At 37.3% G+C, this 13661-nt stretch carries 19 protein-coding genes and 1 pseudogene; 7 read left to right on the top strand and 13 right to left on the bottom strand.

What is annotated here, in order from left to right; genetic code table 11:
• The first annotated feature begins 604 nt into the window (after positions 1-604).
• Positions 605-1369: a hypothetical protein gene (locus tag ACSVDA_RS02435; RefSeq protein WP_485880548.1), complete on the top strand. Its 765-nt coding sequence runs from the start codon at positions 605-607 to the stop codon at positions 1367-1369.
• Positions 1370-2071: 702 nt separating this feature from the next.
• Here the strand turns inward: ACSVDA_RS02435 and ACSVDA_RS02430 are convergent.
• Positions 2072-2404, bottom strand: coding sequence for a hypothetical protein (locus tag ACSVDA_RS02430; RefSeq protein ID WP_485880547.1), 333 nt, complete (start codon positions 2402-2404; stop codon positions 2072-2074).
• Positions 2405-2594: 190 nt separating this feature from the next.
• On the opposite strand from ACSVDA_RS02430, the gene ACSVDA_RS02425 reads away from it, so the two are divergent.
• Positions 2595-3605 (top strand): cytochrome D1 domain-containing protein, encoded by a 1011-nt coding sequence (locus ACSVDA_RS02425; protein WP_485880545.1) that lies wholly within the window; start codon positions 2595-2597, stop codon positions 3603-3605.
• A gap of 312 nt (positions 3606-3917) precedes the next feature.
• Here ACSVDA_RS02425 and ACSVDA_RS02420 read toward each other — a convergent pair whose 3' ends face one another.
• From ACSVDA_RS02420 to ACSVDA_RS02400, 5 genes and pseudogenes are all read right to left on the bottom strand, one after another.
• Positions 3918-4946, bottom strand: coding sequence for a cytochrome D1 domain-containing protein (locus ACSVDA_RS02420; RefSeq protein ID WP_485880544.1), 1029 nt, complete (start codon positions 4944-4946; stop codon positions 3918-3920).
• Positions 4947-5026: 80 nt separating this feature from the next.
• On the bottom strand, positions 5027-6076 hold the full coding sequence (locus tag ACSVDA_RS02415) for a YVTN family beta-propeller repeat protein (protein ID WP_485880543.1): 1050 nt from the start codon (positions 6074-6076) through the stop codon (positions 5027-5029).
• 118 nt (positions 6077-6194) lie between these two features.
• Positions 6195-6789: pseudogene (locus ACSVDA_RS02410) on the bottom strand (recombinase family protein).
• A 117-nt stretch (positions 6790-6906) separates the two neighbouring features.
• A complete protein-coding gene (locus ACSVDA_RS02405) occupies positions 6907-7299 on the bottom strand; it encodes a hypothetical protein (protein WP_485880542.1) in 393 nt (130 codons plus the stop codon).
• Positions 7300-7473: 174 nt separating this feature from the next.
• On the bottom strand, positions 7474-7608 hold the full coding sequence (locus tag ACSVDA_RS02400; RefSeq protein WP_485880540.1) for a hypothetical protein: 135 nt from the start codon (positions 7606-7608) through the stop codon (positions 7474-7476).
• A 157-nt stretch (positions 7609-7765) separates the two neighbouring features.
• Here ACSVDA_RS02400 and ACSVDA_RS02395 point away from each other — a divergent pair, with 157 nt between their 5' ends.
• The gene (locus ACSVDA_RS02395; protein ID WP_485880538.1) at positions 7766-8191 is read left to right on the top strand and encodes a hypothetical protein; all 426 of its coding nucleotides are present in this window, start codon (positions 7766-7768) and stop codon (positions 8189-8191) included.
• A gap of 370 nt (positions 8192-8561) precedes the next feature.
• Here ACSVDA_RS02395 and ACSVDA_RS02390 read toward each other — a convergent pair whose 3' ends face one another.
• The 7 genes from ACSVDA_RS02390 to ACSVDA_RS02360 all read right to left on the bottom strand — a co-directional run bounded on the left by ACSVDA_RS02390 (position 8562) and on the right by ACSVDA_RS02360 (position 11471).
• Positions 8562-9617, bottom strand: a complete 1056-nt coding sequence (locus ACSVDA_RS02390; protein WP_485880536.1) for a cytochrome D1 domain-containing protein — start codon at positions 9615-9617, stop codon at positions 8562-8564.
• Positions 9589-9951 carry a hypothetical protein gene (locus tag ACSVDA_RS02385; RefSeq protein ID WP_485880535.1) on the bottom strand — a complete coding sequence of 121 codons (363 nt, stop codon included), beginning with the start codon at positions 9949-9951 and terminating at the stop codon, positions 9589-9591. Before ACSVDA_RS02385 ends, ACSVDA_RS02390 begins: the two co-directional genes overlap by 29 nt.
• Positions 9935-10096 (bottom strand): hypothetical protein, encoded by a 162-nt coding sequence (locus ACSVDA_RS02380; RefSeq protein WP_485880533.1) that lies wholly within the window; start codon positions 10094-10096, stop codon positions 9935-9937. Before ACSVDA_RS02380 ends, ACSVDA_RS02385 begins: the two co-directional genes overlap by 17 nt.
• A 103-nt stretch (positions 10097-10199) precedes the next feature.
• Positions 10200-10553, bottom strand: a complete 354-nt coding sequence (locus ACSVDA_RS02375; RefSeq protein WP_485880532.1) for a hypothetical protein — start codon at positions 10551-10553, stop codon at positions 10200-10202.
• Between the two features lie 275 nt (positions 10554-10828).
• Entirely contained in the window at positions 10829-10960 is a 132-nt protein-coding gene (locus ACSVDA_RS02370; protein WP_485880530.1) for a hypothetical protein, read from the bottom strand.
• Positions 10961-10993: 33 nt separating this feature from the next.
• Positions 10994-11200, bottom strand: a complete 207-nt coding sequence (locus ACSVDA_RS02365; protein WP_485880528.1) for a helix-turn-helix domain-containing protein — start codon at positions 11198-11200, stop codon at positions 10994-10996.
• Between the two features lie 73 nt (positions 11201-11273).
• A complete protein-coding gene (locus tag ACSVDA_RS02360) occupies positions 11274-11471 on the bottom strand; it encodes a hypothetical protein (protein ID WP_485880527.1) in 198 nt (65 codons plus the stop codon).
• A 471-nt stretch (positions 11472-11942) separates the two neighbouring features.
• Between ACSVDA_RS02360 and ACSVDA_RS02355 the strand changes: the two genes are divergently transcribed.
• The 4 genes from ACSVDA_RS02355 (at position 11943) to ACSVDA_RS02340 (ending at position 13425) form a co-directional block, all read left to right on the top strand.
• Positions 11943-12248 (top strand): hypothetical protein, encoded by a 306-nt coding sequence (locus tag ACSVDA_RS02355; protein WP_485880525.1) that lies wholly within the window; start codon positions 11943-11945, stop codon positions 12246-12248.
• A 182-nt stretch (positions 12249-12430) separates the two neighbouring features.
• Positions 12431-12712 (top strand): YncE family protein, encoded by a 282-nt coding sequence (locus ACSVDA_RS02350; protein ID WP_485880524.1) that lies wholly within the window; start codon positions 12431-12433, stop codon positions 12710-12712.
• Positions 12702-13082, top strand: coding sequence for a YncE family protein (locus tag ACSVDA_RS02345; RefSeq protein WP_485880523.1), 381 nt, complete (start codon positions 12702-12704; stop codon positions 13080-13082). The genes ACSVDA_RS02350 and ACSVDA_RS02345 overlap by 11 nt, the downstream gene beginning before the upstream one ends.
• Positions 13045-13425, top strand: coding sequence for a YncE family protein (locus tag ACSVDA_RS02340; RefSeq protein ID WP_485880521.1), 381 nt, complete (start codon positions 13045-13047; stop codon positions 13423-13425). The genes ACSVDA_RS02345 and ACSVDA_RS02340 overlap by 38 nt, the downstream gene beginning before the upstream one ends.
• The last annotated feature ends 236 nt before the right edge of the window (positions 13426-13661 follow it).

The raw sequence follows: 13661 nt of genomic DNA, 5'->3' as shown, positions 1-13661 counted from the left end.
TACGTAAGACTGTTTTCTCATAAAAATGGTTTATCGTACTAAAAATTAAACACGTTTACAATTAAATTTAGTTTAGAAACAAAGTTTACGAAATATGCTTTTCAAAACAAGCACCAATAGGAGTTACAGAAACAGGTCTACCAGATTATTTGACAAAGACATAATTCAAGCAGTCCAGGCACTCTGTGATCACTTGTAGCCTCATATTAACATAACCTTAAAAGTCTATCTACCGTTAGGTGATTGTTGGTTTTTGTCACTAATTTGACGTATATTTTACCGTGTTCGTCACAATAGAATTATAGTTTCTGCCATATTTCGGCTAGTACATCAAATTTTGTTGCGTGTGAATTTGATATAGTGATCATAAATACGTTTCCGCTTTCGTATGATACTCATATGGTTATGTATTCGGTTAATAATACCCCAAACGATTTTAGTCAGCACACTTTTACACAAAGTTTCGATTATTAATTAAACTGTACTTCAAACTATTATTAGTAGTTCGAAAATACTTTTTCATTGTTCAAAATTATAAGAAATGATAGATTATTATTATGTTATAAATTTACTTTTAAATTCTTGTAAGGGATGGTAGGTTTTAATGAATGGATTAGAAACATTAGCATTAGGTTTACTTATTTGTTTTTTTATTTTTAGGCAATATAAAATATATAATTATGACGAATTTCATAAAACAGTATCTGAAAAAAAAATAAAAAAACAAATCGTATCCAATAGAAGAGGTTTAATAATTACTAATTTCCTCTTCGGAACTATTATAATCTTGATTGTATCACCAGAACTTGTAGAAAAATATATTGATTTAGAAGTAGGGGAAATAGAGACTGTTTCTAGTGTATTCGCTTCTGTTTTGATCGCATATTTGATTTATCACCAGCAAACCCTCGAAGGGATTAGAACAGAAATAACAATTAAGAAACTACTAAAAGAAAAACATGAGGAAAATAACAAAAGCCTAAATTCTCCTAAATTAAATATTCAAATAAATGAAAACAAACAAAAATTTCAGATTCCTATATTCAGCAGTAGAAACATGGATTACAAAATAGAATCTATATTGCAAAATGTTTCAGAAAAAGAGTTACATGACGAAAATGTTCCTTACTATTCTTCTGATTTATCAATAGCTAAAACCTTATTACCTTCTTTGCCAACATACAAAGATAACAATAATTTACACAACCTCAATGTATATCCAAATAAAGAGCTAGAAGTAGATGTAACAGATCATAACGGAAATGCATTTACAGCTATAGCAAGTGATGAGCCCGTTATTATTTGTATTGTTTTCCTTATGTTCAAAGATGTGCCTTTACATATCTCTTGTGATACTGTACGTTCTTAGCGATATTCACCATTGAATTTACTTGAAATAGTTTAATAATTTCCTGAGGTTATACAAAATAGAAATAGTCGAAAAGGACTTTGCGCGTAATGTTGTATGTACGATTATGAAACGTAATATGTCAAGTTTCTACCTATTTTGTAATTGTCAGTTTGGTCAATTTACATTAAGTGATGGTATGGAAGGGTCAGTATTTGTCCCTATAATTTTAACAACAGCTACAATAAGTGTGCCAAAAAAAAGATTGGGTTGCCAAGGTTGATACTATGGTAGACTTACAAGCCATTGTCAGTGGACCATAGGCTTTTGGTATACTGTATGTAGTTGAACGCATAACAGATGGGAATGCTATTACACTGTGTAGTTACCCTATGTCCGATGAGAGACAGGACAATTTCACATTGACCCCAAGCTATACAGTATGTGATACTCCACTATTGGCTGTCATACGTATAGATTATCTATTTTATACAATAAATGTAAACCAGCATTTTTAATTCTTACAAGTACGTGTCGATGTATCAATGTCACTACATTTCAAAAAGAGAAGTAAACATAAGAAGTGCCCTACTCTATCAAAAAGTGGGGCTGCTTTCATGTCATCATACCAGTGTAATACATATTATGTTTTCCTGATTTGTTAGTGCATTCAATGAAGAAATAGTTGTTCAACAAAATTTCAGTTATGTCTTTCACTTGTATTTAAAATGCATATTGAAACAAACCATAAAAAAGTGGAATACTTCCTAGAAAGCCAATTATTTTTTCTTTAATAGATGGTTCCAGTTTATAACCTGCAGGAAAGAAGATTCCTGTTATCTCCCATATTAATGCACCTACAAATACAATCATCCAAATAAAAGGAGTTAACAATTGAATATTATATATATATCCAAATAAACCAATAAAAGTAATTATCCCTATTACTAAATCTAGTTTTTGCCTTTTTGTTTTGAGTTTTTCCATGAATAAAAAACCAATAGTTGAAGCTACTAGAAAGATCAAGTAAATTGACCACATTACAGTACTGAACATACTTTCCTCCACTCATAAATATTTTGCTCAATCTTATTATATTAATCTTAATTTGTCATCAACGAATTTATGGTAATAAACTTATTTAATAGTTGTACAAAACATACACTATTGATTAGTAGGTAACGAATAAGCCAACCTTATTTCTCATACTTTTATTATAATAAGTATTTAAAAGAGGTGGTTTCATTTGACGACGGCTGTGATTGATGTGAAAACGCATTCCGTCATTACCGTGCTACCTGTTGGAAACGCTGAAATTTTATCATCTATCTTCACGCCAGATGGTAAACTTGCTTATGTCCCAAATAGCGGGTCTAACTCTGTCTCAGTCATAGATGTGTTAACTAATAGTGTGATTGCTACTGTTCAAGTTGGGGATGATCCATTTTTTGTCGCCTTCACGCCAGACGGTAAACTTGCTTATGTCATTAATAATGGGTCTACTACTGTTTCTGCCATAGATGTGTTAACTAATAGTGTGATTGCTACTGTTCAGGTTGAGAACAACCCAACTGATGTCGCCTTCACACCAGATGGTAAACTTGCTTATGTGATAAATGGAGGGGCTGGAACAGTTTCTGTCATAGATGTGAAAAGGCATAGTATGATATCGACTATACAGGTTGGAGCCGTACCATCTGTCGTCGCTTTCACACCGGACGGTAAACTTGCTTATATCACGGATAGTAATATTGCCACTCTTTCTGTCATAGATGTGAAAAGACATAGCGTTATATCAACTATACAGGTTGGGTTTGGAACATTTGATGTTACCTTCACTCCAAATGGTAATCTTGCTTATGTAATAAATAGAGGATTAGGAAATGTTTCTGCGATAGATGTCAAAACGCATAGTGTAATATCAACTATACAGGTTGGCATTGCACCATCTGTCGTCGCCTTCACACCGTACGGTAAACTCGCTTATGTCACGAATAGCGTGTCTACTACTGTTTCTGTAATAGATGTCAAAACACACAGGGTAATTTCCACAGTGCAGGTCGGGAACTCTCCACAGGGTATTGCTATATCACCAGATGGTAAACTCGCTTATATTACCAATACTAGTTCTGCCACTGTTTCTGTCATAGATGTCAAAACGCATAACGTGATCGCAACGGTACCAGTTGGGTTTCCAGCAGGTAGTGTCGCCTTCTCCCCGGACGGTAAACTTGCTTATGTAATTCAAACATCGTGAACATGATGTCCAGTATGTTTAGTAGTGTTGCTGTGACTATCTCAGACGAAATTATCTTTTGATTATGTACAAATGTATTTTCGATGCAATAAAAAAAGTCTCCACTCCGAAGAGTAGAGGTGGTGTGAAGTTCGCAAATATGCAAATATAAAAATGCTATGCTATATAAATTATGTCTTTTTGATAATACTTGCTCTAGCAGCTAGATTAAGAAGGGGTGAGCTTTTCGGGACTTGAATGGTCACATGTAGATTTTATAATAAATTGTTAGAGGTAATAATGTCTGCAAGGCGAGCGTGAATTTAGGTTGGATTAGTTCGGCGTAAACGCTATTGATCTTATTTCCGACGCTAGAGGATTAACAATTACAGACGCAATAATATTATGTGTTTTCACATCAATAACTGAGACAGTGTTAACGCCGCCAATATAAGCGAATTTTCCACTCGGAGTGAATGCTACAAATAGCTGATTGCTTCCTGTTTGGATTGTTGCTATGAGAGAGTTTGTCTTTAGATCAATTACCCCTGTACCATTACTTTGTGTTATTACATAAGCAATTTTTCCATCAGGTGATATCGTAATGTTTCGAGGAAGTCCGTCTACACTTACTGTACCAATCAAAGAATGTGTCTTCGTATCAATAACAGACACGTTATTTGAAAATGTATTCGGAATATTAAGTGATTTCCCATTGGGTGTTACCCCTATATTAGTTGGGCCGCTTCCCACATTTGTAGAAGCAATTACTGAATGAGTTTTGATATCTATGGCAGATACAGTCCCCTGACCACTACTACTCGTAGCATATGCGAGTTTTCCATCAGGTGATATCACTATATTGTTACCAAGCGGACTATTTCCTAAAGATATAGTGGCTATTACACTGTGGGTCTTCGTATCGATTACTGACACGCTCCCTGAGTTTGTTACACATGCCAGTTTTCCATCCGGCGTTATCTTAACATTGCTTGGAGAACTCCCTACAGTTACTGTTGCTATTACGCTGTGGGTCTTCGTATCAATTACGGACACAGTTCCGGATGTTAAGTTCGTGATATACACAAGTTTTCCATCCGGCGTTATTGCTATATCGCTCTGCTGAACGCCAACAAGGATGGATGCAATAACGGAATGAGTTTTCGTGTCAATGACTGTAACGTTGCTTGGAATATTTGTAATACTACTCGTTATATATGCTAGTTTTCCATCCGGGGTTATGGCTATTTTATCAGTAAAGTTCTGTTGTACAGGTATTTTCGCGATAATCGAATGGGTTTTAGTGTCGATTACAGTAACGGGATCCTGAAAAAACAAACTAGTCACGTAAGCCAGTACCATGTTGTACCGACCTCCTTAATTCGTTTCTAGTAGTGTATGCGAGTAAAAGTCAAAGTGATCTTCTAATAGGTTAGATTATTTTAATGTGGTGTGAATGCGATAGCAACTGGGTTACTCCCGACAGAAACGGTTGAGATTACCGAATGAGTTTTCGTATCAATTACATTTACTGTGTTTTCGCCCTCATTACCCACATACACAAATTTACCATCCGGAGTGAACTCTACGAAACGGAGATTATTTTCTAATTGAGCAACGTTAGCTATAATTGAGTGTGTTTTTACATCAATAGCCGTCACTGTATTTCCGTTAAAAGTATCTACATAAGCAAGTTTCCCGTCAGGTGATATCGCTATATTACTTGGACTGTCGCCCGGATTAGCTATCGGAATCGTAGCGACAACGGAGTGCGTTTTCACATCGATTACTGTGACGGAACCACCTGTTAAATCATCTCCTTGATTTACGACATAAGCTAGTTTCCCATCCGGAGTAAACTTTACGTCCTGTGGTCTGATTCCTGCGAGAACAGTTGCAATAATGGAGTGCGTTTTCGTATCTATTACCGACACATTATTAGATTGTTCGTTTGTGACATAAGCTAGTTTTCCATCCGGAGTAATCGCAATATTATTAGGGTTCTCTCCTACACCAACGATAGCAATAACGGAATGTGTCTTAGTATCAATTACGTACACTACGTCGTCTGGAGAAATACTAGAACCATCTGTAACATAAGCTAGCTTTCCATCCGGGGTAAACTCTATGACATCTGTATTATCGTCTAAAAAAATAGTAGCAATAACAGAATGTGTCTTTGAATCTATTGCAAAAATGGAATCAATGTTATCCGTAACATAAGCTAACTTGCCGTCAGGGGTAAACTCCACAGCAAACGTGGGAGCATTTACCGCTACAGTAGCAATGACTGAATGAGTTTTTGTATCAATCGCGGACATGGTGTTACTTTGAAACCTTCTATTTGTGACATATGCAATTTTCCCATCAGGTGATATCGCAACATCATTAGGGTCACCACCCACTAACGTACTAGCGATAAGAGAATGAGTTTTCGTATCGATTACAGATATAGTGTCAGGCCCGTTACTCACGACATAAGCCAGTACCATCGTACCGACCTCCTTATTTCTTTTCTTACATTGTATGCGAGTGCAAGGTCAAAGTGATTTTTTGAATCTGCATTGTTCTTCTGTCTGATAATGGCTATTCGCTAGGGGCGCTTGGGGGTCAGAAAAATAAAAAAGACCGGCATGATTGACCGCCTTTTCCCTTCAATCTCTTAACCCGTCTTAATGTACTCTTACTTATGCACGTTACTTCCTCAAATTGTTTATCTGAATTACTCTCTAGTAACTCTAACGCATGCTCTATTTGTTTCCTGCTGTTTCTTCGGTTTACCTTCGACATAATCACTACGTTGTCTAGCGCTATCCATTCCTTGCTGTGTGTGTTCAATAATCATATCACTCTCAAACTCAGCGAAGCTCATGAATACGATAAATATTAATCGGCCTGTCTGTGTATTTTCAATACGCCAAGATTCAATATGTTCACCCTCACACCGTACTCAAACAGTTCTTTAATTAGGCTCCCTCTACCGTTGACCGTTCAAATCTGTTTACTTTTGTAACTATAAGCGTGTCGGTTGTGGCAATCTTATTCTATAACTCTTTAAATTGAGGTCGATCACCTTTAGATCCGGTATAAACATGCGAGTATATCACTTCTGCTCCTGCTTGCTCCAACAGTTCTCATTGGTTTCCAGTGAAGTACCGTGCATTAGTTGCCCTGTCGTTGACACTCGCTCGTATCCATATTTCATAATTAACACCGCCCTATTATCAGCACCGGAAAACGGTCAATATTGTTGAGGTATGACACTATTAATCCGACCAAAGTGTTCGAGGTACCGTGAGCAGGGTGCGAAGTGAAGACTTCTTTACTTACAAGGCTCACTCACTCCACCCCAACGCATTAACCCATCAACTGTGCCCGGGCCACTCACATACACTACTTCAATTCTAGTTACGTTGTCACATGTGAAAAATTTGTTAAAATCATTGAAAGTTATAGATATAGACTTGTTTAACGTACCATTTGAAAAAAAGTCAACCCTTACTTCATCTCCCGCAGACGGTCCTTGTAATAAGAGCGTACCTATAATCCCAATTGCTTTACCATTGTATAATTCCGATGATGTATTGTTACTACTTACCGAAAAGTTAGCCGTAATATTTTCAGGTAACGTTTGAAAACACGGACATACACACTCTTTTTCTTCCTTTACAACTGTACTTCCACAACATGTACTTACTTTCTTATACTGAGTCATCGTACTACCTCCATAATCACAGATTTACGATATAATATGCTCGTATTTTACTGTGATTGGACGTACGACCTCAACCGACATCAATGATGGGTTGCGTTACTATTATTTGCGCATAGGACCCTATTTCTATGGAAGTGTGCAGCAGGAATTAGTCCGTATTCTTTTAAGAACTTCTCATAAGAGCCGTATACCTTTTTCGCATCTATAATACCCTTCTAAGTATCCTATACTCTGAGGATTAATCTTTTCTCCATTTGATAACATTTCAAATAACTTCTTTTTCAAAGATTCTGATATCCAAGTAACCATTTTTAAATACCCCCCTTTCAAATTAATTAAAATAAAAAAGCCAACCTCGTTGATTGCGATTAGCTATAAAACACCAAAATATTTACTCATCCGTCTAATCAAAACGAGTTAATTAACCATACAATACCCCAAACAAACTATGAAATGAGGTAGAATAATGAGCGCGTATGTTTCAAAATCATCGTGTTGCGGTAGTACTAAGACGCTTACCACGTCAGAAAAGACCGTTTGTTGCGATTGTCCGGTTCCTACTTGTGATTTTATGGGAACTTATGTTGTAGAAGATACCGACCAATTTCAAATTTACTGTGGAGCTTCTACTCCTACTGGGGTTTTATGTGGAACTATTACTTTATTGACTGGTGATGGGCTTGAAATAAATATAACAACAAATGGTTCGGTTATAACTAAAAATATTCGACCCCTAGCCAATTTAGTCGATAATAGCAACTCTATAAGTTTTTCTTTTCCAAATGTAACTGATATTACAGCGAACTGTGTGGATGATGATGATGCTTGTAGGATTGAATACTCATTTAGAACAATAGAGAGATGTATCAGTACATCGGTACCTAATCAATAAAACAATCGCCCTCAACCAAAATTATATTGCTGAGGGCGTCCGTTTTTATTTCGATGTAAGCAATTAACTATCCTGGTAAAATCTCTATATACTGTGATAAGGATTACGAAAAAATATGCACTTTTAATGCTCGGCTTCCTTACGCCTGCAATGCTACAGCTTGACGGCGATTAGTTATAACGTAATCAGCCGAGACTTCTTCGCCTGTTGAACGATAGATTACTAGAATGTTAGTTACCCTGTCATCTCCGTTATTACAAAATAAAAAAAGCACCCAAAGTAGATGCTTATTTTACCTAAATAGGTTTGAAATATTATTGGTGGCGAGCGTGAATTTAGTTTAAGTTAAGTTAAGTTAAGTTAAGTTATATTACTGCGGTGTAAATGCAATAGCTATCGGTCTATCTCCAACGTCGACGGTTGCTATAACTAAATGGGTTTTTACATCGATTACCGAAACTGTTCCTTGAGTAGCATTTCCAACATAAGTAAGTTTTCCATCCGGAGTAAATTCAGAGAAAAGTTGATTGTTACCCACTTGAACTGTCCCTACCACAGCATGAGTTTTCGCATCTATTGCCGTTACCGCATCTCCTTCCGAAGCATTGATGTATACTAACTTTCCATCCGGTGAAATGGAGATTCCTGTCGGGGGCGCACTTCCAGCACTTACAACCACAGTTGCGATAGTAGTGTTAGTTTTCACATCAACGACCGAAACTGAGGCATCGCTAGTATTCACTACATAAGCAAGTTTCCCATCCGGTGTTATTTTAACATCGCGTGGTTCATTTCCTACCCTCACATTAGCGATAACTGAATGAGTTTTTGTATCTATTACTGACACAGTATTACTTGGATTATCATCCGTTCCTTCATTAGCTATATAAGCTAACTTTCCATCCGGAGTAAATGCCAAATCTACCGGATTCTCCCCTGCTGGCACTGTAGCTATAACGGAGTGTGTTTTCGTATCAATGACTGAAATGTTATTCGAACTCCTATTCACAACGTAAGCGAGTTTTCCATCCGGAGTAAAATCGACAAACACAGGGCTTCCTCCCACTGACACAGTAGCGATAACAGAGTGCGTTTTCGTGTCAATAACCGATATGTTATTCGAGCCTGCATTCGTTGTATAAGCAAACTTTCCATCTGACGAAAATTTTATAACATTAACAAAATCCAAGTCTATCCCTAGTGGTACTGAAGCAATTACAGAGTGTGTTTTGACATCGATTACAGCTACAAAAGCCATATCACTTGCGCCTTCTGAAAACAACACATAAGCTATTTTACCGTCAGAGGTGAACGCTATAGTGTCCGGGGATCCTGCTACAGATACAGTAGCGATAATAGAGTGGGTTTTCGTATCTATGACTGATATTGTTTCGGAATCATCGTTTGAAACATAAGCCAGTACCATATCGTACCGACCTCCTTATAATCGTTTTTACCAATGTATGCGAGTTAAAATCAAAGTGATTTTTTGAATCCGCATTGTTTTTCCACAAAACGCAAAAATGAAGCAACTTAACGATTGCTCCTGCCTCAAATAACGATAGATTTTTTATGATACTACGAATCGGATCGTGATAACTGGCGACCCAACGCTTACCTACGTCAGTAATTTCGTATTGCTCGGCTTCTTTGCGCTTGCGATATGCCGTAGCTTGACGGCGATTAGTCACAACATAGTCTGCAGTGACTTCTTCACCTGTTGAACGATGGATTACTAGAATGTTAGTTATCGCTGTCACCTCCGTTACTCTGTGCCTCCAACTCCCAAAGTACCTGCGATACTTTCCTCGCTTCACGTTGAATCGTCTTTAAACCGGTAATAGCTTCGGAAACATCAATGTTTAATTTCTCTGATAACTCGCCAACTTCGCGCTCTTGCGCCATGTTAGATCGCCTCCTTTTTCGAAATATAAAAAAGCCAACCGCATTGATTTACGATTAGCTTTAGAACACCAAAACATTTACTCTGTCGCCTAATCAAAACTAATTAATTAACCATACAATACCACAAACAAACTATGAAATGAGGTAGAATAATGAGCGCGTATGCTTCAAAATCATCATGTTGCGGTAGTACTGTATCTACAGTCAAAGAACAAACGGCTTGTTGTGATTGTCCAGTAATTATTGACCAATGCTCAGGGAGAATTGAGCGAGAGTGCGGCAGTCCAACATTTTCCTTTTTTAATGGAAATACTATAGGATCTGTAAACGGTACAGTTAACATAGAACCTACTACAACATGTGAAATACTGATAGTAGTAACCTCAAACGGGATGGATATTCCTTTAGGTCCTTGTATCAGTGGGGATGTTATATGCATCTCATATAGAAACGTCACTCAAATAACTCTTACATGTACTAATGGAGGTACAGGAGAAACTTGTGTGATAAATTATAACTTTACTATTACTGAAAGATGTATATCTAACACCGTTGTTCCGAGCACTCCTTTGCGATAGCGTTAATTCGCGCACTGACCGCCTCCTTTGACTAATATTGACCAATCGCTCTCAGACGAAATTATCTTCGTTGAGGACGACCGTTTATTTAGGTGCGTTATTGTAGTATCCTTCTATAATGTATAGACAACTGAGGGCATAAAAGTAAGCTAGTTTATAATAAATTGCTCAATTTCCTTCGATATTCCTTCGATTGAGCACGATAGTCACGTCCGTCGATACCGACACTTTCAGCCCACGTTAATGAAACTTCGTCGTTAGGTCGTTCTTCTTGCATATCACTCATAATCGGGTTTTCGTCACGAGACAGCATCAACGCTTATTCTTCTTCCACTACCTCAAATAGTTCTTCAATAGTAATATCTAATGCTCTTGATATTGCAAAAAGGTGCTTAGCTTCAAACCTGGAGTTTCTATCAAACCTAGATATTGTGGCCTGAGTAACACCCGATAAATCTGCTAATTTGCTTTGTGTAATGTTTCTTTCTTTTAGTATCTTTGATAGTTTAGACTTGACTTCCTGCATTTTTTTAGCTCCTTTTTAGTCCATCTTTTAATTTTGTATTTATTTTTAGGAATTATCATTAGGTGTACTGGTATCATTCCTTATCACCTCCAAAACCTTTGTTTTTAGTAGTAGGATTATTAATAATCCCTAACAATATCAATATTCCAAGAACCGCATCGGCATAAGCGTTGTAATGCTCAGGTGTAATTTGCAACCCTAAATCTTGAATAATTGGCAGAATATATACATTTTTATAATCCAATAGAAGCTCAACAAACTTTATTGTCAACAGTACAGGAGGATAATAGTCAAGTCATTGTCACAAGGAAGTTTTATGGCAAATTAGAGTCATTATCAACGAAAATAGACGGAGGCGATTGAATGCAAAAAGCCGAAAGAGAATTTACACGTAGTGTCACGAGGGCAATTATGAAATATGATATTTCGTGGTCCTATATATTGTATGAACGCATTAACTTACGTAAATACCTCGTTGTAAAGGACGATTCTCATGCCGATTTGGATGGCGCTTACACACTTTGCGTTTTAATCCGCGCATGATAGTTGACTTTTATTTAAAGCTGGTGGGACAGATGATTTGGCGAGACAATGGGTGAAGAATGCGGTGAAGGACGTAATTGAACACCGGAAAAAGACGGCGAGTGTGGTTTATGGTCGGGAGTTTAGATAACGTATTGTCGTAAACTGTACAAAATGATAGATTATTTATATAGAAGATTCAAGAGAAGGACGAGATACCATGGAAACATCTAGGGAAGTATACTTCAAAAGCGAAGAAGAAGCGAAAACTATATACGCCAAACTAGGCATATCGAACTTAACAACTAAGAGATTACCACGAACTTTCTTTTATAAAGTCAACGGACACTGGCACATTTGTTGCGTAGTTGGTTACATCGACGGTCAGCCCGATATGGTAATAATTGAGTTTATGAACTTCGAGAAAAAAATCGTGTGGATCCACGAATTTATCAAGATGCAAGAAGATAAAGCGAAAGAGTTTGCGCAATTTGAAAGGGAAGCGCTAAGACAACGAGAGAAATAAATTTACTTCGATTAGTTATTAATACAAACAACAGCCTATCTCCGAACATACATAATATGAAGCGAAAGATTTTTGCCTTGCTGAACTAGCTTTCCCCCGCTCATTTGAACGGGGCTTTTTCAATACTCGCAACGAACATCACCGCATCCACTTTTATAAACGAATAAAAGGAGGTCGGTGCGATGGTGTTTGCTTATGTGGTGAATGGATCCGGTTTAGTATCTGTCATCGATACTAAAACTCATTCAGTTATTGCGACAGTTCCAGTGGGACAGCTTCCAAGCAATATTAAATTTACACCAGATGGTAAATTAGCTTATGTCACTAATGCGCTCAACGGAAGCACAGAAGTCTCAGTCATTGACACGAAAACTCATTCAGTTATTGCAACTATTGAGGTCGGAAACGCTCCATCATTTTGTCGCTTTCACACCGGACGGAAAAATTGCTTATGTGACGAATAGGAATAATGGAGGGATTGGTTCTGTTTCTAGTATCGACGTGAAAACTCACTCAGTTATTACTACAACTCCAGTAGGCAATGTAAATAGTTTACCAAATAATATCGCAATAACAACTGATGGTAAATTAGCTTACGTTGATACCCTTAACGGCATTATAGTAACGGCTATTGATACAAAAACACATTCAATTATAGCCAGTATTCAAGCTGATAATGGTCAGAATTTCGTTGCTTTTACACCCAATGGTAAGTTTGCTTACGTTGGAAATCAGGATGAAACGGTATCTGTCTTTGATGTTAAAACACATTCAATAATCGAAACCATTTTCATCGGTGGAAATCCCGTATCTATCGCCTTCACACCAAATTAGCTCCGCTCAATTAAGAACGGGGGTTTTTCAATACTCACGAGGGAAATTACCGCATAGATTAGGGACATTTCCTAGTAGTGTTGCCATTACTCAAGATAGAAAGTTAGCTTATGTTACAAATGAAAGTACTGCCTGTAACTCCGTTTCGGTAATTGTTACCAAGATTCACTCGGTTATAGCAACTGTAAGTGTAGCTATTGGGCCAGCAATGGTCGCTTTCACACCAAATGGCAAACTTGCCTATATTGTACACGTTCGTAGCGAAGGAGGCGCAATCAATTTATTATCGGTCATAGACACGAAAACGCACTCCGTATCCGTTGCCGACGGAGAGTTCGTTTAGTTGCTCAGTTATATCGCTTCCCTCCACAATTCGATTAGTCGCTCTTTGCTCGATACTTTCGCTATCCTTGCCCGACTCAAATTTGCTCGCAGACTAATAAATCGGCTGGCTTCGTTGATAGAATATCGATAATGTTAACCGCTATATATAACTTTTCCATTTGCGACGCAAAAGATGTCTCTTTTAATAGTTCCGAGGCGCGTTGATAGACTTCATGTTGTTTTCCCTCAAAGAAT

The sequence above is a fragment of the Cytobacillus sp. Hm23 genome, from assembly GCF_051842895.1.
In the GTDB taxonomy this organism is placed as follows: domain Bacteria; phylum Bacillota; class Bacilli; order Bacillales; family SM2101; genus Nanhaiella.
This window is presented reverse-complemented; position numbering and strand designations above follow the sequence as displayed.